The sequence below is a fragment of the Streptomyces sp. CB01580 genome, from assembly GCF_001905795.1.
Taxonomy (GTDB): domain Bacteria; phylum Actinomycetota; class Actinomycetes; order Streptomycetales; family Streptomycetaceae; genus Streptomyces.
Genome location: NZ_LIXJ01000005.1, coordinates 50,619 through 74,961, shown reverse-complemented (window position 1 = coordinate 74,961; position 24,343 = coordinate 50,619). Strand labels below are relative to the sequence as shown.

Here is a 24,343-nt window from a genome sequence, read left to right as displayed (position 1 = left end):
CTTGACCATGGCTCTCAACCAGCGCGGCTGAGACGCTCTGCCGGCACCGCCTCCCGCATATGACCTGCCCAACGGGTGAGGCCACGAACGCTGACAGCCAGCGCCCAGAACAGGAGAGGAAAAGCGGCGACCCGTTCCATACCTCCCATCCCGAGACCGAGGTAGTGGTGGGAGAGAAACAGCCCGAAGGCCGTGATCGCTGTGACTCCCAGCAGGCTGGTGCCCGACCGCAGGGGGGCTGGAACTTGTTCTCCCAGGCCGAACCCCGCCACGACGAGACCGATATTGCCCGCTGCCATGATGAAGAGGGCACCCAGGACATGCTGGTTCTCGTTGACGTCCGCAGGAGCCAGCCCAGCCAACACAAATCCCATGCCAGCACTGGCGACCAGAAGCCGGGCCACAACAGCCGCCCGGCTCCTGCGCCAAAGGACACCACCGGTCAGCGCGGCGCCAACAACGAGCAGCACTCCCAGGACGACGAACGAAACATTCATCAGACCGTGCTCGGGGGAACAGATATACCGCGGTTCAGGGTCTGACTGCAGAGCGCAGTGAGCGTTGCCCAAGTCGCTGATGTTGTTCCGAGCCCAGCTATATGGTCTCGCCCAAGCAGACTCGGCAATCCCGTGGATGACGAAGAACTGCACCACGCCCACGATCCATGCCGAGTACCCGATCCGGACTCTCACTCGTCCTCCTTCCGCCACATGAATCCCGTGCGGACAGCCGATCATGCGGTGCTGGAGTCAGGCACTCCGACAAGCCCCCTGGAACAGGGTGGTGCAGACCCTACTGCGGCCGGGTACAGGAGTTCTCCGGGCAAGGCTCACGACCCCACGAACCGAGTCCCATCACATGTGGCGCCACACGCGTTGCCCACGATATGGGCACTCACTGATCGTTTCAGAATGAAGTTTGTTGTGGGTCTCGGAAGTTGGGTGTTGTGTCGGCAGGATCTGTTGGGCGTCTGCTGATCTCGTGCCTGACGACCTGTGGGAACGTGTGGCCCTGTTGTTGCCTGCTCGTCCGCCTCGGCGGCCTCGGTATCCCGGATGGTTGTCGGCGGATGACCGGGCCGCGTTGCGGGGCATCGTTTACGTGCGGTGCAAGAGCGTGAGCCGGCGGGAAGTTCCGGCCGAACAGGTCGGTGCAGCGGTGTGACGGCCTGGCGTCGGCTGCGGGACCGGACCGAGGCCGGTGTCTGGCCGCAGCTGCACGAGGTACCGCCGGCCGAGCTGCGTGCCGCGGGCCTGCTGGACATGACCGACAGGGCAGTCGTGACCGACAGGGCAGTCGACGGACGAGCCCACGGAGGCGGTGAAGACCCTCACCCGGGGCGGCGCCCACGTGTCGGTCGATGCCGTGGGGATCGCCGCCGCCTGCCGCAACTCCGTCCTGTCCCTGCGTACGCGCGGCCGTCTGGGCGCTCGATGGCGTCCCCATGACGTTCAACGGCGGGTCCGACCTCACCGACATCCCCGCGACGCGCGCGGCGTATCGCGCCCAGGCCGAGTCGATCGCCGAAAGCGAGCCCGACGACCCGTCGGTCACCACGGAGGAGCACCGCGTCGGCCGGGCGGTCGGCCCCGAAGTGCCGGTCCGCCTGCTGCGGCCCGCAACCGCGCAGGGACCGCTGCCGGTGATGCTCTGGTTCCACGGCGGCGGCCAGGTGCTCGGCTTCGCCGCCCAGGACGATCCCTGGCTCAAGCGGTTGACGGTGGTCGATCTGGAGAACCGGGCATCGGATGCAGGCTTCTCCGAACTTTGGGGCCGGTCCGTCCCAAAGCCTCTGAGCTGCAGTTCTCTGAAGCCGAACCGGTGATGCCAGAGGAATCACGGCGAGATGATCCGGAGAGCGAGAGCCGCTTCGCCTGTCGCCTCGGTACTGTGACTTAGCATGACCGATACCGAGATCGAGATCACCGCAGACCTGGTCCGCGACCTGCTGCAGGAGCAACATCCAGACCTTGCAGGGCTGGCCATCCGCGAGGTGGCGGGCGGCTGGGGCAACCAAATGTGGCGCCTCGGGGACGAGTTGGCCGTGCGCATGCAGCGTATGGATCCCACCCCGGAGCTCCAGCTCAACGAGCGGCGGTGGCTACCCGTGCTGGCCCCGCGCCTGCCGCTCCCGGTGCCGACCCCGGTGCGGCTCGGCGAACCGTCCGAGCGCTTCCCCAAGCACTGGACCGTGATGACGTGGGTTCCCGGCGAGCCGCTGGACCACGGCTCGATCAGCCGCGGCGCCCACGCGGCCGACACGCTGGCAGGCTTCCTCCAAGCGCTCCATGTGGAGGCGCCGGCCGAGGCGCCGATCGCTACGGACCGCGGTGCCCATCCCAGGAACTGCACGGACGACTTCGAGAACTTCTTCCAGGCCGTTGCCCCCGACGACATCGCTGCCGACGTCCGGGCCGTCTGGGACGATGCCGTTGCGGCCCACGCGTGGGAGGGCCCGCTGGTGTGGGTGCACGGCGACCTCCATCCCGCGAACGTCGTCGTCTCGGACGGAACGCTCTCGGGCATCGTCGACTTCGGTTGCATGTTCGCCGGCGATCCGGCGTGGGACCTCGCCGCCGCATGGGTGCTGCTACCCGCGGGCACGGCATCACGGTTCTTCGACATGTACGCGCATGCAGACGAGGCGGCGATCCGGCGCGCCCGCGGGCTGGCCGCTATGAAGAGCCTCTTCCTGATGCTCATGGGGCAGAACGGAGATCGGGGCCTTCCCGGCGGCAAGCCGAACTGGGGACCTGCGGGCCGGGCGGCACTTGATCGTGTTCTGAAGGGCGTTTGACGCACTCTCTTTGCTTGTCCTTTAACCTTTCGGCTTTTGTAGAGTGATCAGGGTCTTCTCTGGCTGCCAGTTTGGCCTGGTCTCCGTCTAGGGTGTCGAGGATGCCGCTTGTCGAAGTGACCTATGCGCCCACGGTCCCTGAGTCCCAGCTACGTGAACTCGGCTCGGTGCTGCCACACCTGGTGTCCCTGGCTGTGGAGTGCCCCGAGGAGCCGTACGACGGCGAGCTGCAACCCGGGGATGTCGAGATCCGCTTCCGGCCGCTGAGCCCGCTGGACCGTAGCGGCCTGACGGTGGTGATCGAGATCAAGTCGAAGTGGTCCACCAGCAGGGAAGCCAACCGCCAAGAGCGCGTGGATGCGCTGCACGCGGACATCCGCGCCGCAACCGGGCTCGTCGATTTCGGTGTCTACCTGTCGCTGCCGAGGGCCGCCTGGTCTCAGGGAGACTGATCACTCACACTCGACGGCGTCGTTCCCAGACCTCAGCGAAGACAAGACAGCGTGTCGGCCTGGGATGTGGGCCTGTTCGTCGAAATGATCCTCGAACTGGGTCACTGACCTGGGTATTCGCCGGACGCTGAGGCGGCCTTCGTCTGATCATGTGCTCCGACCAAGGTGCACCGATCAAGACGAAGGCTGTGTAGGTGAGTCTGCTGCCTGATGCCAGTCCCGGGGAGGCGTTCGCGAAAGCGTCACGCTTCCGGGAGGACTTATTCGACTGCCTGACCGCGCGGGGGGACGAGCTGTTCGAGCTCGCCGACGCGTTGCTGTGTGCGGACGGGCCGGTGAGGACGCCGGTGGACCTGACGCTGGTGGCTGAGCACCGGCGCGGGCACGGTGCTCTGTACGACGCCCTGAACCGCGGGAGTGTGGATGTGCCCCGGCTGCGGCAGGTGCTGGCGGGCCTGCCTATGCCGCAGGCCGCCGACGGGCGCCTGGTCCTAGCGGTCGACGTCAGCAACTGGCTCCGTCCCGACGCCCCGACCAGCGCGGAGCGTTTGTTCTGCCACGTCTACGGCCGCAGCGGACGGGCCTCGGACCAGTTCATACCCGGCTGGCCGTACTCGTTCGTCGCCGCTCTCGAATCGGGCCGGACGTCCTGGTGCCAACTCCTGGACGCCGTGCGTCTCGGACCCGCCGACGACGTAGCCGAGATCACCGCCGTCCAGGTCCGCCGGGTGGTCACCGACTTGATCGAGATGGGCCGCTGGCACGTCGGCGACCACGACATCCTGGTCGTCTTCGACGCCGGCTACGACGCCCCGCGCATGGCCCACCTCCTCGACGGCCTGCCGGTCGAGGTCCTCGGACGGATGCGCACGGACCGGGTGATGCGCAAGCCGGTCCCGGTGCCCTGGATCTCCCCGCCGCAGGGCGGGCGCCCGCCGAAGCACGGCAAGGAGTTCCGCTTCGCCAAGCCGGAGACCTGGGGCGAGCCGGACGCGGCCACCGTCCAGGTCACCGACCGGTACGGCACCGCCCGCGCGATGGCTTGGGACCGCATCCACCCGAGGCTGACCACCCGCTCCGCCTGGATCGACCACACCGGTGAACTCCCCGTCATCGAGGGCACGCTGATCCGCCTCCAGGTCGACCGCCTTCCCGGCGGTGGAGATCCCCTGCCGGTCTGGCTGTGGTCGTCGGCCACCGCCCTGAACAGCGAGGACATCGACGTGCGCTGGCAGGCATTCTTGAGACGCTTCGACCTGGAGCACACCTTCCGGCTGATGAAGCAGACCCTCGGCTGGACCCGGCCGAAACTCCGCACCCCCGAGGCTGGTGAACGCTGGACCTGGATCGTCATCGCTGCCCACACCCAACTCCGCCTCCTCCGCCAGGCGGCCACCGACCTGAGACGGCCGTGGGAGAAGCCGGCCGAGCCCGGCCGCCTCACCCCGGCCCGAGTCCGCCGGGGGTTCAGGAACCTCCGCCCGCACTTGCTCTGCCCGGCACGTGCGCCCAAACCTTCAGCTCCAGGCCCTGGAAGGCCGCTTGGCTCGAAGAACCGGCAACCCACCACCCACTACGACGTGGGCAAGACCGTGAGGAGACCAGGAAGCATTACTGAACGAAACCGACTCGGACCATAAAGAACAAGCTTTGAACTTGTTCTCGATCTTGGTTGAGGGCCGTGCGACAGCCCACCTTCGTGGGTTCCTCGACCACCACGCGTGGTGGGGATACCAAGGTCCACGGCCGTCTGCTGCCCGTGGCCCCGATCGAGCCGGCGGAGCTTCTCCTCGGCGCCGGCCGGGCCGACCTGGAGAACTTCGACCTCGCAGAGCCAGCCTTCCGTCCCGGCTTCGACGATTCGGGCGATCAAGTTGTCGCGGATATCGGCAAGCCGTGCCCGTTGGGCCGGGGCAGGTCAAAAGAGCGAGCATCTGACGCAAGTTTCTCCGAACCAAGAGCGTGTACCACGTGGCCGTAATCCACGTGTGACGTTGCGGTTGTCCCGTCTCGCCAGACGTTCTCCCCGTCACGCTTGATCTTGGTGGTTTGGCTGCCCTGGCACTTCACTACCGGGGCCCGGCCGCTTGTTATTCTTTCCGATCACGCGAGCCCTCTTCCCAGGATCCTTCGACCCGGTCACTCAAGGGCACCAGGACGTTCTCCGCCGCGCCGCCCTCCTGTTCGACGAGGTCGTCGTCTGCGTGATGTTCGATTTGAGCAAGACCGGCCGATTCCCCATTCACCGAACGGCTGGACCGGCTCCGCGCGACAGCAACTGACCTGAGCAACGTCACGCGCGCTGTCGATGTCCTTCGGCCTCCTGGGCGGGGACGAGATCTGGCCGGGGAACTCGTTGGCCAGGTCCCGGTAGCCCTCGTCGACCTCGGCCTTGACCTGCGGATACTGGCGGAACTGCTCCGCGATGCCCTCGGTCCGCACGGCTGTCTGGTCGTGCAACCGGCCGGGCCGCTCGGCACCGGACCACAGGGTCCGGCCCTGGTCGTCGCTGATCGTGGTCGTTTTGATGGTGTTCTGCTTGCGCTCGCCGGAGATGAACGCCCTCCTCCCGGGGCGGCCCACCTTCGGGCGGCGAACTTGGGTCTCCATGCCATCGATGCGCAAGGTCACGCCCTCAGCGTCGGCATAGGCGAATACGTCCTCCAGCGTGCGCGGCCGGATGCCAGGCCGGTTCGGCACGGCGAACCCGCGCGTGGCCAGCATCGGTCGGACCTCGCTGATCGCCCGGCCGATGGTGGAGGAGCCCACCTCATAGATCACGCCCAGCGCTGCATGCGTCAGCCCGGTCCGCAGATGGACCAGTGTCGCCAACACCCGGTCGATGAAGACCAGTTCGTGCTTCGGGCCAGCTCCAGCCTCGCGTTTCCGGGCACCACCACGCCGCTCGTCGCGTCCGGACTCGCAGCGTGCTTCCCAGTGCTGCGCGAGCCCTCCGACCAACTCGCCGAGATGTTGGCGCGAGATACCGCAGAAGGCATGATGAGCCATGGTCGCGCGGGCCTGCTCGATGTTCACACCACAAGAACCCGCGCGGCCATCGACACGTCACGACCTGCTCGCGAAGGAGGTCAGACCCGGTCGAGGGGCCGATGAGGCTCTTCCGGGAGCTCCGCTGTGATCGTGTCGCCGGGACGCACTACGCCGCCCACCTGGACGACGCTCATGATTCCGGCCTTACGCACGATGTTCCCGGCCTTGTCACGGCCGACAACCTTCTTCAGCAGTCCGTCCTGGAAGTTGTCGATCTGCAGGCAGGGGTTACGCAGGCCGGTGACCTCCACGATCGCCTCGTCGCCGATGCGCAGCAGTGTCCCGACGGGCAGGCCGAGCAGGTCGATGCCGCTGGTAGTGATGTTTTCGCCGAGTTCGCCGGGCGCCACGTTGAATCCCTCTTCGCCGACTTCGGTGAAGAGCTCCTCGTGAATGAGGTGGACCTGGCGCAGGTTCGGCTGGGTGGGGTCCTGCGCGACACGCGAGCGGTGCTTGACCGTGACGCCAGCGTGTACGTCTCCCTCTACGCCGAGCCCGGCGAGCAACAGGATGCTGCTCCGGTTGGGCTTGGTGAACGAGTACTCGCCGTTGCTGCTGACTGCCGTTACCGTCCCGCTCATTCCGCGTCCCCCGTTCGGTAGCGATGATTCGCCAAGAGCCTAGTGCTGCGACCGGAAGGGTTCACCGGCTCGCGACGCCCGGCACGGTACCTCGCCGCGTTGTCGCATCACCCGAGTACGTCCCGTACGAGGGCGATCCTCCGCCTTGCGATGCACCGCACCGGACGCCGCGAGCTTCCCAGCAAACCATTCCGGCCACAGCACCAGCCCGCGGTTCTCAGGGCACAGCACCCTGCGATCAATCGCGGGGCAGCCCTTGGGGAGGGTTCACGCCGCTGAGGGGTGTGCGGTCCATTCCCGGAGGATCGGGGAGTCGGTGGCAAAAGGAGCCTTCGGTGGGGGCCTGGCATCGCGTCGGCGGATGCAGGCGGCGATGGCGGCGATGGCGGCGTTCTGCGCGTTGTGGCTGCGGTGGTCGGTTCCATTGAGGGCGAGGTGGCGCAGGGCGGCGAATTCGTACTCCATCCAGTTCAGCCACGAGCCGTAAGTGGGCAGGAAGACCGGTTCGATGTCAGGAGCCGCCTGCGGCCGCGGTGGCACCCTGGAGGATCAGGCCGGCCACGGCGTCGGGGCGGGCGATGAGAGACACGTGGCAGGAGTCGATCTCCTGCGTGTGGGAGTGGGCCCGTTCGGCCTCGAAGCGCTCCTGCTGCGGGTTGATGGTCATGTCCTGCCGTCCCACCAGGGCCCAGGACGGAATCTCCTTCCAGGCCGCGACCTTGGCCGTCTCCGAGAACGCGGTCGTGGCCGCCGGACGCTGGGTGACACCCAACAGGTTCGCCCGGCTCTCCGGCAGGCAGTTGGCGAAGACCGGGTGGACCTTGTCCCGCTTGAGGTACAGGTCGGTGCCGGCGGTGTCGGCCGTCCGATACGGCACGGAGTTCGTGGCGGTGCCCAGGGCGCTGGGGAAGCGGGCCGACAGCGACATACCGCTCTCACCGACGTCGGGCATCAGCGCGTTGATGTAGATCAGGGATTTGACCTGGGGGTTTCCCGCCGCGGCAGTACTGATGACGGCACCGCCGTAGGAGTGGCCGGCCAGCACGATCGGGCCTTTGATCGTCTTGAGGACGGAGGCCGTGTACGCGGAATCGCTGTACAGGCCGCGCAGCGGGTTGGCTGGGGCCATCACGGTGTAACCGCGACGCTGCAGCCGCTCGATCACCCCGTTCCAGCTGGAGCTGTCCGCGAAGGCGCCGTGGACCAGGACGACGGTCGGCTTGGCGGCGTTCGCATCACCGTTCGCTGCTACCGGGGCTGTGCTGAGCGCGCACAGGGCGGTGACCGCGCACCCTGCCGTCGCCACGCGCAGTGTTCTGCTTCGGAGCGGTGAGCCGTGTATCGCGGGTGTTGTCATGTCGACCTCGCTCTCGACGGGGGCCTACGGCACCTCAGCGTTCACGCGGTGGACCGAACGGGCCCGGCAACGGCATCCAACCGGGTGACTTCGGCGAGGCATCGGAGCGACATCCCGCATCGGCCGTTGCCGCCCCGGCCGGTCTCATGTTGCCGCGCCTGCGGGCTGCCGGGCCTGCACCGTCTTCCCCCGCCTGCCCCGGGCCGTGTCTTCGAAGTGCTGCCTGCCGTGCGAAGGCACTTTGAACACACGACCCGGCGGGCGCCCCGCACCGGCACCTCGATGCGCGGATTCACCTGGCCGGAGCGCAGGGGGCTTCCTGCAAATGAAATTGCGATGTACGGTTCTGCAATCAAGCTTGCAGCGCGCTGCGTTTCGTACCGGGAGCAAGACCTGTGTCCGCATTGCAGAACCACGACCTCGCCGACCGCGACAGCCAGTGGCTGGGCGACGCCCTGCCCGATGTGCCGCTGTCCAAGGCTCAGGCCCGGGTCGTCGACGTCATCGTCCGCAATCCGCAGCTGGCCTCGTACGCGGAGATCGCGGAGATCGCCGAGCGGGCGGACGTGAACAGTTCGACGGTGGTGCGCGCAGCCCAGACGCTGGGCTACCGCGGCTGGCCGGATCTGCAACGCGAATTGCGGGCCCGCTACTTGGTGCACATCTCCACCGAGGAGACCCTGACCGAACACGGCGAGCACCGCAGCCCGCTGCACGACGCGCTCACGCACGACATCGAGAACCTGCGCCAGACCCTGGAGAGCAACTCCGCCACCGACGCGGAGGCGGCCATCGCCACGCTGGCCTCGGCCCGGTCGATCCTGGTGGTCGGGGTCGGCTCCTTCGCCGGTCCGGCCAGTGTCATGGCGCACCTCGGTTCCACCATGGGCTACCCCATCACGCTGGAGCACCGGGCCGGCGTCCATCTGGCGACCGCCGTCAACTGCCTCGGTCCGGGTGACGTGCTCGTGGTCGTCAACATGTGGCGGTCGACGAAACAGATCATCGTCGCAGCCGACGCGGCCCGTGCGGCGGGCGCCACGGTAGTGGCGATCACCGACATGCGGCGCGGTCGGCTCGCCACCTCCATCGCCCACCATCTGCTCATCGTGCCGTCGGAGGGCATCTCCTTCTTCCAGTCCGTCACGGCCGCCACCTCGGTGGTCTACGGACTCCTCGCCGGCATGCAGACGGCTCGACCCGAGCGCAGCCGTGCCGCAATCCGCCGCACCCAGCAACTCTGGAAGGACCTGGACGTCTACCTCGACTGAACCGCTCTCCCCCCGTCGCATCGCGTGGACCGTCCGATCCGGTCCGCGCGGTCGGCGACGCCCCGCAGCACGGCCCCTATCGGGCGGCGCGCCCCACCGGCTGTCGTCGCCGTACCGCACACGCTCCCTCGCCGCCCGACCGGCGCCGCCTTCGGAGTGCCGGTGGCCTGCGCGCCTTTCGACACACCCCCTTCACTGCCCGTGTATGAGCGCCGACCGCGCCGACGGGCCCGCCCCGGCCGCCCTTTCCCAAGGTTCGCCGCGGCCCATCTGAACACCGTCCTTCCCCCCGGGCCGGCGAGGCCCGTCCCCCCGGCCTCGCCCGTGTCCGTACACACGTCCCCTCATGACAGGAGCACTGATGAGCAAGCACATCGCCGTCGTCGGCCTCGGCTCGATGGGCGGTGCCATGGCTACCGCCCTGCTGCGGGCGGGGTGGCAGGTGCGCGGATTCGATCCGGCGCCCGCTGCCCGGTCCGCCGCCGCGAAGGCGGGTGTGGAGGTCGTCGAGGACCTCGACCAGTTGGCCGGCACGCCCTATGTGGTCCTGTCGCTGCCCTCGGCCCGCGTGGTCGAGGCGACCGTGCGCGCTCTGCTGGCGCGGCCGGGCACGCTCGCCATCGTCGACACCACGACGTCGGAGCCGGGCACGTCCGCCGAGTGCGCGGCCCTGGCGGCGGACAAGGGCGCGGCCTTCGTGGACGCACCCGTCTCGGGCGGCCGTGACGGCGCGGCCGATGGTCGGCTCGCCGCGTTCGTCGGTGCCGGCCCCGACGCGCTCGACGCGGCCCGGCCCGTCCTGGACGCACTCACCGGCGGCCAGTACCGCCACCTCGGCGCCCCCGGCTCCGGAAACGTGGTCAAGCTCCTCAACAACGCCCTTGCGGCGGTCAACCTGGTCGCGGTCGGCGAGGCCCTCGCCGTGGCGAAGGCGTACGGCGTCGATCCCTCCGCCGCCGCGGCGGGCATCAGCGGCGCGTCCGGCGCCAGCAAGGCGTCCGCGGCCATGTACCCGGACTGGGTGCTCACCGGCACCTTCGACTCCGGTTTCGCCCTGGGGCTCATGGCCCGGGACGCCGCACTCGCCGTGGAGACCGCCGGGCAGCGCGGTGAGACCCCGCAGCTGCTGGCCGCCGCCAGCCGCGTCTGGCAGGAGGCCCTGGCCGCGCTCGGCCCCGGCGCCGACTTCACCGAGATCGCCCGCACAGTAGCCCCCTCCCTCACCTCCGAAGGAGCCACCGCAGCATGAGCACCACCACCTTCCCGACGAACCTGAGCACGTCCGGCGCCGTCACTGCCCGCGCCGCTCTCGACGCCGCTTTCCCGCAGGGCCTGGGCTCGTTCGTCGACGGTCGGGTCGTCACCGGCCGCGGCGAGACCGTGCACCTCACCGCCGCCGCGACCGGAGAGGGCTTCGCCGACTACGCCGACGCCGGGGCCGAAGGGGCCGACTCCGTGCTGGCCTCCGCCGTCCGCGGGGCCGAGGTCTGGGCCGCGACCGACCCGTTCGAACGGGCCGCGATCCTGCGTGAAGTCTCCCGGACCATCGGCGAGCACACCGAGGAACTCGCCCTCCTCGAATCCGCCACCACGGGCAAGCCCGTCCGCGACACCCGCGCCGAGGCCGCCAAGGTCGCCGAGATGTTCGGCTACTACGCGGGCTGGGCGGACAAGCTGCTGGGCCACACGATCCCCGTCCCGGGCAACTGGCACACCTACACCGAGCGGGTCCCCTGGGGCGTCGTGGTGGCCGTCACCCCGTGGAACGCGCCCCTGTTCACGGGCGGCTGGAACTCGGCCGCACCGCTCGCGGCCGGCAACGCCGTCGTCGTCAAGCCCAGCGAATTCACCCCGGCCTCCACACTGCGGCTGGCCCAGCTGGCCCACCGGGCGGGGCTGCCGGAGGGCGTGTTCAACGTCGCCACCGGCCTCGGCGCCACCGTCGGCGCCGCCCTCACCTCCGACTCCCGGGTCGGCAAGGTGTCCTTCATCGGCTCGGTCGCCACCGGCCGTCGGGTGGCGGTCGCCGCCGCGGGCGCCGGCATCCCGACCGTCCTCGAACTCGGCGGCAAGAGCGCCAACATCGTCTTCGCCGATGCCGACCTGGACCGCGCGGCCGACGGCGCCGTGTCGGCCGTCTTCTCCGGAGCGGGCCAGTCGTGCGTGGCCGGCTCCAGGCTGCTCGTGGAGCGTTCCGTGCACGCGGAGTTCATCGCACGCGTGGCCGAGCGAGCGTCCCGGCTGCGACTGGGGGACCCCCTCGACCCCACCACCGAGGTCGGCCCCATCATCACCCGGCCCCAGTTCGGCACGGTCACCTCGCTGATCGAGGCCGGGCTCGCGGGCGGCGCCCGCCGGGTGACCGGCACACAGCTGCCCGACCGGCTCACCGACTCGGCGCTGGCGAGCGGACACTGGGTGCTGCCCACCCTGCTGGACGGGGTCACGCCCGCCAACCCGCTGGAGACCACCGAGGTATTCGGACCGGTGGTCGGCGCCGACGCCTTCGACACCGAGGCGGAGGCCATCGCCCGCGCCAACGCCACGAACTTCGGCCTGGCCGGGGCGGTCTGGACCCAGGACGTCGCCCGCGCCCACCACGTCGCGCGCGCCGTGAAATCCGGCACCTTCTGGATCAACGCCTACAAGACCATCCACGTCGCGGTGCCCTTCGGCGGCTTCGGGGACTCCGGACACGGCCGCTCCTCCGGTCCCGGAGTGCTGGACGAATACACGCAGACCAAGGCCGTCTGGACGCCCACCCGGGCCGCCGGCGCCCCGTTCCCCTCACTGAGCTACTAGGAGGCACCCGTGGCCACGAAGAATCCCGCCGGCTCCGACAGCCGGCTCAAGTCCGACACCTCCACGGGCGTGTCGGACTGGCAGGACCGCGTGCTCGAGCTGGCACGCGCCCTGCACGCGCGTCCCGAAATCGCCTTCCAGGAGACCGAGTCCGCCGCGGCGATCACCGAGCTGCTCACCGAGGGCGGGTTCACGGTCGAGCGCGGCACGGGCGGCCTGCCGACCGCGTTCACCGCCACCGCGGGCAGCGGCGAACTGACGGTCGCGCTCTGCGTCGAGTACGACGCGCTGCCCGAGGTCGGCCACGCCTGCGGCCACAACCTCATCGCCGGCGCCTCGGTTGCCGCCGCGCTGGCCCTGGCCCCTTACGTCGACGAACTCGGCATCACGCTGAAGGCGATAGGCACCCCGGCCGAGGAGCACGGCGGCGGCAAGGCGCTGCTGCTGGAGGCCGGCGCGTTCGACGGGGTGGGCCTGGCCCTGATGGTCCACCCGGTACAGGACGGGGTCGGCTACAACCCCGCAGGGAGCACCGCGCAGGCGGTCGGCCGGTACCGAGCCGTGTTCCGGGGACGTGCGGCGCACGCCGCGGCCGCACCCCACCAGGGAGTGAACGCCGCCGACGCCGCCACGCTCTCCCAGGTGGCCGTCGGCCTGCTGCGCCAGCAGCTGCCGGGCGACCAGCGGGTGGCGCTGTTCGTCTCCGAAGGCGGCGTCGCCACCAACATCATCCCCGAGCGGGCCGTCATCGACTTCGAGTGCCGGGCGTTCACCCTGCCCGAGTACGAGGCGCTGCTGGAGCGTGTCCGGCGGTGTTTCGAGGGCGCGGCCCTGGCGACCGGCGCCGAGCTGACCGTCGAGGCCACCGAGCCGCTCTACGAGCCGCTCGTGCAGGACGACGCGCTGGCGGGCTTCTGGACGTCGGCCATGGCTGCCTTCGGGCGGGACGTCACCTCCGGCGGCCGGCTCGCCGGCGGTTCGACCGACATGGGCAACGTCAGCCAGGTCATCCCCAGCCTGCATCCATGGCTGAGCATTCCGGGAGCCGACGCGCCCATCCACTCCCACGCCTTCGCGGCCGTCGCCGACACACCCCTGGCGTACGACATGATGTTCGAGGCGGCCCGTGCGCTCGCCTGGACCGTCGTCGACGCGGCGGGCCATGCCGAGCACCGGCCCCGATTCATCGCCGCGGCCTACCGCCGTGACGTCCGTCAGGAGGCGGTGGCGAGATGAGCAACCTCACCGCCGCGGCCAAGGACCGCGTCGCCGGGTCGCGTCAGACCCTGCCGATCGCCGCCCTCGCCCTGGTCATCGCCCTGGTCGTGCAGGCCCTCGGGCAGCTCGAGATCGACCTGGGCGTCGGCTCCGTCATCGTCTTCCCCATGGTGTGGGGCCTGATCCTGGGCCTGGTGGTGTCGCTCCAGAAGGTGCGGCCCCTCGGCATCCGTCTCCAGAAAGTGGCGTCCGCGCTCGTCGGCGTGGCGGTGATGCTCCTGGTCGCCCGGCTCGCCTTCAACATCGGCCCCAGCCTGCCGACGCTCGTCAAGGCCGGGCCCGCGCTGCTGCTCCAGGAGATCGGCCATCTGCTGGGCACGGTGGCCCTCGCCCTGCCGCTCGCCGTCGCACTGCGCCTGGGCAAGGCCACGGTCGGAGCCACCTTCTCGCTGGACCGCGAGCCGTCCTTCGCGATGGTCTCGGAGAAGTACGGGCCGGACTCCGACCAGTACCGTGGCGTCCTGGCCATGTATGTGTTCGGCACGATGTTCGGAGCGGTGTTCATCACGCTCCTGACCTCGCTGGTGGCGAACTGGAACATCTTCGACCCACTGGCCCTCGCCATGGGCGCCGGCGTCGGCTCGGGATCGATGATGGCCGCGTCCTCGGCCAGCATCGTGGCCGCGTACCCGGGGCACGAGGAGGCCATCCTCGGCATGGCGGCGGTGTCGAACCTCATCACCACCATCCTCGGCGTCTACGTGGGTATCTACGTGGCACTGCCGCTGGCGGACCGGTTCTACCGCGTCCTCACCCGCCGTCAGGACACCCGCACGCCGGAGACGACGACGCCCGACGCCGCCGACGCCCCGACGGACGACGCCGCCGCCGCGAACCGCGCCTTCCGGGAGGAAGTCGCCGCCGCCTCGGGCGAGATCAGGATCCCGCTCTGGCTGTCGCTCGGCGTCCTGACGGTGCTAGGCCTCGGCACCGCCTCGGTCGCGGCCGGCGCGATCAGCTGGAACATCATCGGCGGCTACGCCGTGCTGCTGGGCCTGGTGCTGCTCGGTCTGTTCCTCGCCAAGGTCAGCCGGAAGATCTCCGCCATCGTGTGGATCACCACGGTGGGCGCGTACGTGTCCAGCCCGTGGTTCTTCGCCTCCGGCAGCCTCAACAGCCTGGTCGGCTCGGTGGACTTCCTGTCCATCGCCACGATCATGCTGACCCTCGCGGGACTGTCGCTGGGCAAGGATCTGCCGTTGCTGCGCCGCATCGGCTGGAAGATCGTCCCGGTCGGGCTCGTCGCGATCACCGCTTCGTTCCTGCTCTCGGTGCTGATCGCCGAGTTCACCCTCGGTGCGTGGGGCTGATTCCCCCCTCCACACCGCGGGCATGACCGCGCGACGGCTCCGCCACCGGCGCCGCCTGCTTCCCGGCCGAGACCGACCGCACGATCACGGTGCGCCGCGGATGGAGAGGGAAGCGGGAACGCGTTCGACCCGGCGGAGCCGCTCGCCGTGGTGACCGGGGCCGGGGTGGCATCGGGCGGGCGACGGCGCGTGTGTCGGTCCGGGCCGGCGTCGACGTGATCGGTGTCGGCGCCGGCCCGATGGGGCCTTCGGCGGCTGTGCCGGAACCGGCCCGGACGATGCGCCGGCGCCATGCCGGACGGTCCGCGCGACAGCACTACATCCCCGGGCTTCATGAGGCCGCTGTCCCGCTTCTCCGGCCCGGTATCCTTTCGGAGTGACGCAGCAACCCATGTCGGACGAGCGGCGGCGAGCGAATCAGGGGCCGAAGGCTGCCGCTTGCAACCGGGCCGCCTTGGCCGCCGCTGCCCGGGAGATCTATGCGGAGTTCGGCCTGGACGCCCCCCTGTCCGCGATTGCCCGCCGGGCCGGAGTAGGGCAAGGCGTCCTGTACCGGCACTTTCCCGACCGGGCTGCTGTGGCGTCCGCAGTTCTGGGGGAGAACGTTCGGCAGGTCGAGCAAGCAGCCGCCGTCGAGGACGCTACTTTCGCCGCAGCCCTGGGCGTGCTGACATGGCACATAACGGAGTCGGCGGCCTTCATCAGCCTCCTGCACCACCCGGATGAGGAAGGTGGCCGCTCCAGCCTTCGCGTGCTGTCCGAACGCGTTGAGCGCGTCTTGCGGGATCTCCTGCCGAAGGGCCATCGGCTGGGTGCCGCGAACGACCTCATGCTGGCTGTCGCCATGGTCTCCGGTGCGGCCACCGGCCCTTCTCGTGAAGAGCGGGAGCGCAGGGCGCTCGCTGCCTGGCGGCTGCTCGACATCGAGGTGGGGCCGGTGCGACCGTTCGCCGAGTGAGGCGCGGGACCGTCAGCCGCCGTTGGACTGCCGGATCCCCTTCGCCAACGCGTCGAAGGTGTACAGATACCCTCCGGCGGGTCCGCTGACGGTCATGTACGCCGTGGTCGTGCCGGGCTTGATCGCCACGTTCGTCGCCGACGTGAGGCCTTTGACGCGGCCTGGAATCTCGACCGTCGCCAAGTGCTCACCGTACTGGTCGTAGACAACCATCGCAGGTCGTCCGTGCAGCGCCTGGTAGATGTTGCCGTCGGCATCCACGGCGATGGAGTCCGTCTGGGCGATCCCGCCGTCGACGCGGACAGCAGTGTGCCGGGAAGCCACCGATCCGTGGTCGTCAAGGCTCAGGTAGGAGATGCGGTTCTGCGTGAGTTCGCTGATCCACAGCCCGCGATGGTCCACGTCGAACGAGATTCCGTTCGGCGAGGCCAGTCCGTCGGCCACTACGGCGGTCTTCTTGCCGTCACGGTCGATTCGTACGATACGCCCGCGCGCCTTGCCCTCGGACATACCGAGTGAGTCGCTGATGTACAGATCACCCTCCTTGTCGAATGCGATGTCGTCCGGCTTCATATGTACTCCGTCGACCTTCCCGGAAAAGAAGATCCGTGGATCGCTTCCGTCGGGAGCCAGGCTCACGATCTTTCCGTGAGCGTAGTCCGTCAAATAGATTCGCCCGTCGTGCGGACTGAACTGCGCTGATGTGTATGCCCCTTGACCAGCCCTCAAGAGCGGTCGCCACGTTTTCTTGTCGACGTTGACGCGCAGCAGCTTCGGCGCACCCTCGGGGGCGGTGACATCGACGACGAGCAGACTTCCGTCCTGGTCGAAGGTGGGGCCCTCCAGGAGGGTCATGCCTGTCTGTTCGTGCGGTGTCGTCAGTTTCATGACTTTGTGTGCATGGATGGTTCGGTCTGCGGTCGTCGAGGCTGCGCGCGGGCCTCCCGTTTCCGTGCCGCACCCGGTGAGGGCCAGCGTGCCCATTGCGGCGAGCAGGGCGAGGGCACGGTTCAGGCGTCGCATGGAGGCCACTCTTTCTGTCCGTTGTGTGCGGAGGTCGCTGTCGGGCGGGGCGCGGAGCGCAGCCGGCCGCGGCCATGCCGTGCATGGTCGCCCGCACATCCACAACCCAACCGGACAACACTGTCCGGTTATTGCTACCGTAACTCACGACCGCACGAACGACCATGACTGTCACGGCAGTTGGCTGCGCATGCGGCCCGGCCGCAGCCCGCAGAACGACACGATTGAGGCCCCGCATGGCACCCCCGCAAGAACCGACCCCCACTGAGCTGAGGCAGCGCTACCGCATCGAGCGTGAACGGCGCGTACGCCCCGACGGAGCCCGTCAGTACCGCGGCACCGACGCCGAGTTCGGCCACTACGGCGTCGATCCGTACGTGGGAGAGGCGGCCGAGCGCGAACCGGTGCATGACGCCGTCGATGTCGCCGTTGTCGGTGGCGGATTCGGTGGCCTCCTCGCAGGGGCGCGTATACGGCAACAGGGTGTGGAACGCGTCCGGATCATCGAGAAGGGCGGCGACTTCGGGGGTACCTGGTACTGGAATCGGTATCCGGGGATCCACTGCGACATCGAGTCGCACGTATACCTGCCGCTGCTCGACGAGACGGGGTATGTACCGGAGTGGAAGTACGCCCCTGGCGAGGAGATCCGCCGCCACGCGATGCGTGTCGCCCAGCACTTCGACCTCTACCCGGACGCCCTGTTCTCCACCGCGGCCACCTCGCTGCGGTGGGACGAAGCGTCCGAGAAGTGGATCGTCACCACTGATCGGGGCGATGCCTTCCGGGCCACGTATGTCGTGACCTCCACCGGAACCCTTTCCGAGCCGAAGCTTCCCAGGATTCCCGGCATCGAGGACTTCAGGGGTCATACGCTCCATACGTCGCGGTGGGACTATGCCTACACCGGCGGCGGTCCGGACGGCGGGCTGACCCGTCTTTCGGACAAGCGAGTGGGCGTCGTCGGCACCGGCGCAACCGGTGTCCAGGTCATACCGATGCTGGCCGAGGACGCGGGACACGTGTACGTCTTCCAGCGCACGCCCTCCAGCGTCGACGTGCGGGACAACCGCCCCACCACTGCCGCGGACGTGAGTGCCGACCACGAAGGCTGGGCACGTGAACGCCGCGACAACTTTCTGCGCATCGTGTCGGGCGAGGAGGCCGAACGGGATCTCGTCGCGGACGGCTGGACCTCGTCGGCAGGTCTTCTGGAGAAGCTTCTGCCGAGTTTCCGTCGCTGCGGCGACCGAGAGTCCTTCGAGAGCGCCTACGAGGCCGCCGACGCTGCGAAGATGAACGAGCTGCGCGCCCGGGTCGAGCAGATCGTCGCCGACCAGGACACTGCGGAGAAACTCAAGCCGTGGTACCGGTACGCGTGCAAGCGTCCCACCTTCTCCGACCTCTACTACCCCGCGTTCAACCGGGACAACGTCACCCTGATCGACACCGCGGACACACACGGCATCGAGCGCGTCACCGAGAACGGCGTCGTGGTCGGCGACACCACATACGAACTCGACTGCCTGATCTTCGCCACCGGCTTCTCCGTCGGAGTCTCGGGCATCCACTCGGGCAAGCTCCCCGCCCATGGCCGGGACGGTGTCCAGCTGCGGGATGCGTGGGCGCAGCACGGACCCCACACCTTGCACGGCTTCACCAGCAGCGGCTTCCCCAACCTGATTCAGATGGGATCCCTGCAGAACGCCAGCAGCGTCAACTTCACGCACATCCTGGACGAGCAAGCCGTGCACGCAGCTGCTCTCATCGCAGCTGCCGAAGCCCAGGACGCCCTCATCGAGCCGTCGCACGAGGCCGAGGACGCCTGGCGCGCAACCCTGGCCGAGGACGCACCCGATCACGAGTGGTTCCACGCCGAGTGCACCCCCGGCTACTACAACGGCGAAGGCCGCGGCAGGCCGAACGGCCCGACCGCCTACCCTCACGGTGCCTTCGCCTTCCACGAGCTGCTGAAGCGATGGCGTGAGGAGTCCATGGCCGAGGCCCTCCGGCCCAGAGCCTCTCGGGAAGCCTGACACCGGCACGGTGCACGAGGTCGAGCCCCGCCCGGCCGCCGGCGTGTACGGCACCACGGCCCAGGACAGCAGGAACGGCGCGGTCAGGTCGATGCGCGGCCCGACGCGGAGTTCGCCGCTGTGTTCCGGCGACTGGAACGCCGGGCGTCCTGGCCGGGTGGGCCGGGTGGGCCGGGTGGACAGCCTACGGCGACATGCAGACAGCGGGATAGGATGCGGCCGAGAAGTACCCTTTCGGCCAGGAGAGGTGCGTCAGGACCGGACACGATGGGGCTGCCCGAGGAGGACCGGATGCTACAGGCACTGGGACTGGGACCTGCCGAAGAGGTCATCTACACGACGCTGCTGGCCTGCCCGGCGGCCTCTGCGCAGGAACTCGCCCGGCAGAGCGGTTTCGACGAGGCCGAGACCGCACGCATCCTGCTCGATCTGACGGCGCGCGGCCTGGCGGCGGTCGCCACCGAGTCCGCAGCGGCCGACTCCGACGGTTGCGAGGTCGATCTCCGGCCCGCCCGCTACCGGCTCACACCGCCCTCGGTGGCCCTGGCCCCGCTCCTTGTCGCGCAGCGCAACGCGCTGTACCAGGCCGAGAGCGCGTTCTCGATGCTGACCGAGCAGTACCGCACCACCAACGCCCAGACAGCGGGCGGTGTCATGGAAGTGGTCGTCGGTGTGGAACAGGTCGCCCATCGATTCCATCAACTGCAGTGCGGCGCCCAGCGGGAACTGCTCGCCTTCCTGGTGGGCGCGCCCATCGCGGTGCCGCGCGAGGAAGCCGACGTCTCGGAGAGTTCCGCGCTGGACCGCGGGGTCGACTTCCGGGTGGTGGCCGACAAGGACTATCTGGACGGTCACGACGTGGTGCGGGACGTGCGGGCGGCCATCACCACAGGCGTTGAGCTTCGGCTGGTCGACTCGCTGCCGCTGAAGATGCTCGTATCGGACCGGGAGCGTGCCATGGTGCCGCTGGTGGACATGGCGGACTCCGACGGCGAGCCGAGCGCCATCGTGGTGCACCGCAGCGGTCTGCTGACGGCCCTGGTCCATCTCTTCGAGAAGGAATGGGCCCAAGCCCGGCCGATCTACACCACGACCACGGGTTTGCGCGAGGAGCCGGCAGCCGATCAGCAGCCGACCGAGGAGGAACGGGAGGTTCTCGCCCTGCTGCTGGCGGGGATTTCCGACCGGCGCGCGGCCTCCCAGCTCGGGCTCTCCATACGGACGGTGGAGCGACGGATGCGCCGTCTGATGGATCTCGCCGGAGTGGAGTCGCGCCTGCAGCTCGGGTGGCACGCCGCACGTGCGGGCTGGCTCTGACCTTTTCCTCGGCCCGAAGGCCGAGGTGTTCCCCGTCCGTCGGCGGTTCCCCGTCCGTCGGCGGGGAACCCTGCGCGAACGATCCGTCAACTCCCCAATATTTCTTCCCTTTACCGCAGACGACCCCGTGGTCCGGAGTCCACTGCCCGCACCCTTGCCCCCTGACGGCCATGGCCGACGTGCGGTTCGGCGCGCAGCCGGTTCCTGAGCCGCCGGGTACGTCGCCGGTGGTCTGAACTCGCCCCGCATCCATGAAAGTTGGCATGTCGGGGAGCTTCCACGGCGGCCGGGGAACGGTACTGGCCAAGGTGTGGGAAGTGCGCCGCGTGCTCCTTCGACGAGATCCTCCGAGCCATCGTCGGCCCGGCGGCGCACACCTCGTCCGTCGGCTCCGAGGCGCCACCGAGCCGAGGAACCGACCGAGGTGGCCGAGTGGCGGAGACCCGTCACGTGGGAAATCCGTCACAGCACGGCATCCCTGAGTGATCCGCATGTCTGCCAGGATGCAGCCGCAGCATGGCATGTTCACGGAATCAAGTAGGGAGACTCATGCGCTCCATAACGCGTATAGCCCTGGGCGCGGCGACCGCCGCTGTCCTGGCAGTCACCGGAGTCGCGCCTTCAGGCGCAGCGGACACGCCACCTGACGGCAGCTCGGGGAAACGCCCCATCGTCGGCAGTGGGGCCACGGCAGCGGGCGGAAAGCAGGCGACCGTCACGCTCGTCACCGGCGACAAGGTTCTGGTGACCACGGACACGTCGGGACGCAGCTCGGCGGCCGTGCTGCCCCGCGAGGACGGCGAACAGCCGATCGTGCAGACCTTTCAGATGGGTCAGGACCTCTACGTCTACCCGGAGGACGCCTTGCAGGCGATCTCCGAGGGCAAGGTCGACAAGCAACTGTTCAATGTCACCGGGCTCATCCGTCAGGGATACGACGACACGCGTACCGACACGCTGCCCCTCATCGCCACCTACCGGAACGGCGTGAACGTCGTCGTCGGCGCGCCGCCGGCCCCTCGCGGGGCCGAGCGAGGCCTGAGCCTCCCGGCTGTGGGCGGTGTCGCACTGAAGGCCGACAAGGACACTGCTGCCACGTTCTGGCAGGACATCACCAACACCCGCTCGCGTTCTGCCTCCACGCTGAAGAAGCTGTGGCTGGACGGCAGAGTCGAGGCTGCGCTGGACCGGTCCACCGCGCAGGTGCACGCGCCGGAGGCCTGGGCGGCCGGCTACGACGGCAAGGGCACCAAGGTCGCCGTGCTGGACACAGGCGCGGACGCCGAGCACCCGGACCTGGCGAGCCAGGTCGCCGCGTCCAAGAACTTCACCGACTCCAAGACCACCGACGACCGGGTGGGCCACGGCACCCACACCGCCTCCACGGTCGGCGGCTCCGGAGCGGCCAGTGACGGCCGCAAGAAGGGCGTCGCCCCCGGCACCTCCCTGCTCGTCGGCAAGGTCCTCAACGACGCGGGCTACGGCCAGGACTCCTGGATCATCGCGGGTATGCAGTGGGCCGTCGACCAGCAGGCCGACGTGGTCTCCATGAGCCTGGGCAACCCCAGGATCGGCGACTGCACCGACCCGATGGCCCAGGCCACCAAGCAGCTCGCGCAGAACAGCCACACCCTGTTCGTCGTCGCCGCCGGCAACTCCGGCCCGGGCACCGAGACCGTCTCCTCGCCCGGCTGCGTGCCCGACGTGCTCACCGTCGGCGCCGTCGACCGCGATGACACCACGGCGCGGTTCTCCAGCCGCGGCCCGGTGGCCGTCACCCACACCCTCAAGCCCGAGATCGCCGCCCCTGGCGTCGACATCTCGGCGGCCGGCGCGGGCGGCCGCGGCGTCTACGCCTACCGGACGATGTCCGGCACCTCCATGGCCACCCCGCATGTCGCGGGCGCCGCGGCCGTCGTCCGCCAGGCGCACCCGGACTGGACCGCGCAGCAGATCAAGGCTGCCCTGGTCTCCTCCGCCCGCACCGGCGGCAAGGTGGCAGGTGCGGACGAGACCGGCGGTGGGGTGCTTGACGTGTTCGGCGCGGTGAACCAGAAGGCGCTCTCCGCGCCGGCTGTCCAGGCCGGCAGCTACAACTGGCCGCAGGACCCGTCGGACCGCACCACTGTGAAGGTGCCCTTCACCAACACCAGCAGCAGCGACCTCACCCTGAACCTGAGGGTCAGCGGGGTGCACGGCAACGACGGCAGCGACGTCACCTCCGGCGTCGTCAAGCTGGAGGAGAACAAGGTGACGGTCCCCGCGGGGGCCACCGTCCAGGTGCCGCTGCGGATCGACCCCACCGCCCGTCTGAAGGACGGACAGTACGGTGCGGTGACCGGCCGGATCCTGGCCACCGGCGGCGATGTGCACGTCTCCGTGCCCGTCACGCTCTACGTCCAGCCGGAGACGGTCACCCTCCGGGTCAAGGTCATCGACCGCAACGGCAAGGCCGCGACCGGTCCCTCCTCCCTGGACGTCGCCAGCCTCGACTCCGACGAGGGCGAGCGCCGCACCAACAACGGCGCGGCTGATCAGACCTACCGTGTGCGCCCGGGCGACTACGCCATCAGCAGCTTCGTGACGACGCCCGACGCGAACAGCGCGCCCGAATCGGTCAGCTACCTCGCCCACCCGCAGATGCGGATCACCAAGGACACCACCGTCGTCCTCGACGCCCGCAAGGCCCACCGGCTGAGCCTGCACACCGACCGCCCCTCGAAGCTGCAGGGCACCACGTTCACCTACGCCCGCACGTGGGACGACACCTGGCAGCTCAGCGGAACACTCACGGCCGGCGGCGCCGTGCAGAAGTTCTACGCAGACGTCGACAGGCGCGCTCGGAAGGGCACCTTCGAGTTCCGGCCCACCTGGCGCGCGACCGGTTCCGAGGACGGCTCGTCCTATGTCTACAACCTGTCGTTCCCGACCGAGGGGCCACTGCACTCCGACCAGGCCTACCAACCGAATGATTCCCGGCTGGCCCAGGTCACCGAGACGTGGCATGCCCTGGGCAAGGAGGCCGACTACATCGACGCGCTGTTCATCCGTCCCTCCGGGAGCAGCGACACTCTGATCCCCGTGAGCCTCTACCAGACGGTCCACGTGCCCGGTACCCGCACCGCCTACTACACGACCGGCGACGACGCCTGGTACCACGGGGCGATGACCAGCTTCCCGTTCGCCGCGTTCATGGGCGACCAGGACCGTACCTACAAGGCCGGACAGCGGAGCACCGAGGAGTGGTACGGCGGCCCCCTGCGGCCGGGCGCGGCGCGCGATGCCGACGGCAACCTGATGCTGGCCGCCGAGCGGCAGGGCAACCTGTTCGGCATCCAGAACGCCCTCTGGGTCGACGGCTCCGGCGACCACTGGACCTACGGTGGGTCGTTCGGTGACATCGGCAAGATGTCGCTGAAGCGCAACGGCGAAGAGATCGGCCGGCTCGCCTACCCGTACGGCGTGTTCGAGGTGCCGGACGAGGACTCCGCGTACGAGCTCACCCAGCACCTGGAGAAGATCTACACCGGGGACCGCAACTGGCTGCGTTCCACCGCTGCCGACACCACCTGGAGCTTCCGCTCGCACCGGGAGCCGGACGTCTACTCCCGCGGCCTGCCGATCCTCCACCCGGCGTACGACCTGCCGGTGGACGGCATGAACACCCTGCCCGCGCAGAGCGGCATCAAGGTCGGTCTGTCGGTCGAGGGCCACGCCGGATACACCCCGGGCAAGATCAAGGCGGCCACGCTGTCGTACTCCTACGACGGCGGCGCCACCTGGACCCAGGCGCCGACCGAGCAGCAGGACGGCAAGTGGACAGCCGTCCTCGACCACACCGGCGCCTCCGGCAAGCAGGTCATGACGAAGGCCACCTTCACCGACGCCAACGGCAACGCGGTCACCCAGACCGTCACCCGCGCCTACGACGTTCGGTAACCACGCGGTTCGGCCGGGTGGGCCCCAGCACAAGGGCCCACCCGGCCACGTGGTCGTCCTCACCGGTGGCGGGCCCGTGAGGGCCTCGCCGAGGCGGTCGGCCGGGCAGGCCGCCGTCTTGTGCGAGTTCCGGCGAGCCGTCGCCTCGACCGTCCAGAAGCTGCGTCACCG

Annotated in this window: 19 protein-coding genes and 1 pseudogene; 14 read left to right on the top strand and 6 right to left on the bottom strand. The window is 69.3% G+C overall.

Annotated features, from left to right (window positions below; all coding sequences use genetic code 11):
- Positions 1-14: 14 nt before the first annotated feature.
- Positions 15-653, bottom strand: coding sequence for a DUF998 domain-containing protein (locus AMK22_RS10530; RefSeq protein ID WP_158072035.1), 639 nt, complete (start codon positions 651-653; stop codon positions 15-17).
- Between the two features lie 791 nt (positions 654-1,444).
- Between AMK22_RS10530 and AMK22_RS10520 the strand changes: the two genes are divergently transcribed.
- The 5 genes and pseudogenes from AMK22_RS10520 to AMK22_RS42265 all read left to right on the top strand — a co-directional run.
- Positions 1,445-1,825, top strand: coding sequence for a hypothetical protein (locus AMK22_RS10520; RefSeq protein WP_073783727.1), 381 nt, complete (start codon positions 1,445-1,447; stop codon positions 1,823-1,825).
- A 75-nt stretch (positions 1,826-1,900) separates the two neighbouring features.
- A complete protein-coding gene (locus AMK22_RS10515) occupies positions 1,901-2,797 on the top strand; it encodes an aminoglycoside phosphotransferase family protein (protein ID WP_073783725.1) in 897 nt (298 codons plus the stop codon).
- Between the two features lie 101 nt (positions 2,798-2,898).
- Positions 2,899-3,249: a hypothetical protein gene (locus AMK22_RS10510; RefSeq protein ID WP_073783723.1), complete on the top strand. Its 351-nt coding sequence runs from the start codon at positions 2,899-2,901 to the stop codon at positions 3,247-3,249.
- 194 nt (positions 3,250-3,443) lie between these two features.
- Positions 3,444-4,889, top strand: a complete 1,446-nt coding sequence (locus AMK22_RS10505; protein ID WP_073783721.1) for an NF041680 family putative transposase — start codon at positions 3,444-3,446, stop codon at positions 4,887-4,889.
- A gap of 447 nt (positions 4,890-5,336) precedes the next feature.
- Positions 5,337-5,423 (top strand): annotated as a pseudogene (locus AMK22_RS42265) (adenylyltransferase/cytidyltransferase family protein); the annotation flags it as partial.
- Here AMK22_RS42265 and AMK22_RS39985 read toward each other — a convergent pair.
- The 4 genes from AMK22_RS39985 to AMK22_RS10480 all read right to left on the bottom strand — a co-directional run bounded on the left by AMK22_RS39985 (position 5,389) and on the right by AMK22_RS10480 (position 8,187).
- A complete protein-coding gene (locus tag AMK22_RS39985) occupies positions 5,389-6,285 on the bottom strand; it encodes a transposase family protein (RefSeq protein ID WP_073783717.1) in 897 nt (298 codons plus the stop codon). The pseudogene AMK22_RS42265 and the gene AMK22_RS39985 sit on opposite strands and share 35 nt — an antisense overlap.
- A gap of 53 nt (positions 6,286-6,338) precedes the next feature.
- Positions 6,339-6,881, bottom strand: coding sequence for an MOSC domain-containing protein (locus tag AMK22_RS10485; protein WP_073783715.1), 543 nt, complete (start codon positions 6,879-6,881; stop codon positions 6,339-6,341).
- Positions 6,882-7,148: 267 nt separating this feature from the next.
- Positions 7,149-7,346, bottom strand: a complete 198-nt coding sequence (locus tag AMK22_RS38240; RefSeq protein ID WP_107430526.1) for a transposase — start codon at positions 7,344-7,346, stop codon at positions 7,149-7,151.
- Between the two features lie 46 nt (positions 7,347-7,392).
- Positions 7,393-8,187, bottom strand: a complete 795-nt coding sequence (locus AMK22_RS10480) for an alpha/beta fold hydrolase (protein WP_242433910.1) — start codon at positions 8,185-8,187, stop codon at positions 7,393-7,395.
- A 446-nt stretch (positions 8,188-8,633) separates the two neighbouring features.
- Between AMK22_RS10480 and AMK22_RS10475 the strand changes: the two genes are divergently transcribed.
- From AMK22_RS10475 to AMK22_RS10450, 6 genes are all read left to right on the top strand, one after another.
- Positions 8,634-9,509 (top strand): MurR/RpiR family transcriptional regulator, encoded by an 876-nt coding sequence (locus tag AMK22_RS10475; RefSeq protein ID WP_073783711.1) that lies wholly within the window; start codon positions 8,634-8,636, stop codon positions 9,507-9,509.
- 361 nt (positions 9,510-9,870) lie between these two features.
- Positions 9,871-10,758: an NAD(P)-dependent oxidoreductase gene (locus AMK22_RS10470; RefSeq protein WP_073783709.1), complete on the top strand. Its 888-nt coding sequence runs from the start codon at positions 9,871-9,873 to the stop codon at positions 10,756-10,758.
- Positions 10,755-12,311: an aldehyde dehydrogenase family protein gene (locus tag AMK22_RS10465; RefSeq protein ID WP_073783706.1), complete on the top strand. Its 1,557-nt coding sequence runs from the start codon at positions 10,755-10,757 to the stop codon at positions 12,309-12,311. Before AMK22_RS10470 ends, AMK22_RS10465 begins: the two co-directional genes overlap by 4 nt.
- A gap of 9 nt (positions 12,312-12,320) precedes the next feature.
- On the top strand, positions 12,321-13,547 hold the full coding sequence (locus AMK22_RS10460; RefSeq protein WP_073783704.1) for an amidohydrolase: 1,227 nt from the start codon (positions 12,321-12,323) through the stop codon (positions 13,545-13,547).
- Entirely contained in the window at positions 13,544-14,899 is a 1,356-nt protein-coding gene (locus AMK22_RS10455; RefSeq protein WP_073783703.1) for a DUF3100 domain-containing protein, read from the top strand. The genes AMK22_RS10460 and AMK22_RS10455 overlap by 4 nt, the downstream gene beginning before the upstream one ends.
- Positions 14,900-15,275: 376 nt before the next feature.
- Positions 15,276-15,857, top strand: coding sequence for a helix-turn-helix domain-containing protein (locus AMK22_RS10450; protein WP_073783701.1), 582 nt, complete (start codon positions 15,276-15,278; stop codon positions 15,855-15,857).
- A 12-nt stretch (positions 15,858-15,869) separates the two neighbouring features.
- Here AMK22_RS10450 and AMK22_RS10445 read toward each other — a convergent pair whose 3' ends face one another.
- On the bottom strand, positions 15,870-16,880 hold the full coding sequence (locus AMK22_RS10445; protein WP_073784029.1) for an SMP-30/gluconolactonase/LRE family protein: 1,011 nt from the start codon (positions 16,878-16,880) through the stop codon (positions 15,870-15,872).
- Positions 16,881-17,116: 236 nt separating this feature from the next.
- Here AMK22_RS10445 and AMK22_RS10440 point away from each other — a divergent pair, with 236 nt between their 5' ends.
- The 3 genes from AMK22_RS10440 to AMK22_RS10430 all read left to right on the top strand — a co-directional run bounded on the left by AMK22_RS10440 (position 17,117) and on the right by AMK22_RS10430 (position 24,172).
- Entirely contained in the window at positions 17,117-18,916 is a 1,800-nt protein-coding gene (locus tag AMK22_RS10440) for a flavin-containing monooxygenase (RefSeq protein WP_073783699.1), read from the top strand.
- A 291-nt stretch (positions 18,917-19,207) separates the two neighbouring features.
- Positions 19,208-20,233: a helix-turn-helix transcriptional regulator gene (locus AMK22_RS10435; RefSeq protein WP_073784028.1), complete on the top strand. Its 1,026-nt coding sequence runs from the start codon at positions 19,208-19,210 to the stop codon at positions 20,231-20,233.
- 549 nt (positions 20,234-20,782) lie between these two features.
- Positions 20,783-24,172 carry a S8 family peptidase gene (locus tag AMK22_RS10430; RefSeq protein ID WP_073783697.1) on the top strand — a complete coding sequence of 1,130 codons (3,390 nt, stop codon included), beginning with the start codon at positions 20,783-20,785 and terminating at the stop codon, positions 24,170-24,172.
- Positions 24,173-24,343: the final 171 nt, after the last annotated feature.

Bases quoted from the DNA above. Each gene is read 5' to 3' on its own strand.
- AMK22_RS10520 (WP_073783727.1), top strand. From the start codon at position 1,445: ATGACGTTCAACGGCGGGTCCGACCTCACCGACATCCCCGCGACGCGC.
- AMK22_RS10515 (WP_073783725.1), top strand. From the start codon at position 1,901: ATGACCGATACCGAGATCGAGATCACCGCAGACCTGGTCCGCGACCTG.
- AMK22_RS10510 (WP_073783723.1), top strand. From the start codon at position 2,899: ATGCCGCTTGTCGAAGTGACCTATGCGCCCACGGTCCCTGAGTCCCAG.
- AMK22_RS10485 (WP_073783715.1), bottom strand. From the start codon at position 6,881: ATGAGCGGGACGGTAACGGCAGTCAGCAGCAACGGCGAGTACTCGTTC.
- AMK22_RS38240 (WP_107430526.1), bottom strand. From the start codon at position 7,346: ATGGAGTACGAATTCGCCGCCCTGCGCCACCTCGCCCTCAATGGAACC.
- AMK22_RS10470 (WP_073783709.1), top strand. From the start codon at position 9,871: ATGAGCAAGCACATCGCCGTCGTCGGCCTCGGCTCGATGGGCGGTGCC.
- AMK22_RS10465 (WP_073783706.1), top strand. From the start codon at position 10,755: ATGAGCACCACCACCTTCCCGACGAACCTGAGCACGTCCGGCGCCGTC.
- AMK22_RS10455 (WP_073783703.1), top strand. From the start codon at position 13,544: ATGAGCAACCTCACCGCCGCGGCCAAGGACCGCGTCGCCGGGTCGCGT.
- AMK22_RS10445 (WP_073784029.1), bottom strand. From the start codon at position 16,880: ATGCGACGCCTGAACCGTGCCCTCGCCCTGCTCGCCGCAATGGGCACG.
- AMK22_RS10440 (WP_073783699.1), top strand. From the start codon at position 17,117: ATGGCACCCCCGCAAGAACCGACCCCCACTGAGCTGAGGCAGCGCTAC.
- AMK22_RS10435 (WP_073784028.1), top strand. From the start codon at position 19,208: ATGCTACAGGCACTGGGACTGGGACCTGCCGAAGAGGTCATCTACACG.
- AMK22_RS10430 (WP_073783697.1), top strand. From the start codon at position 20,783: ATGCGCTCCATAACGCGTATAGCCCTGGGCGCGGCGACCGCCGCTGTC.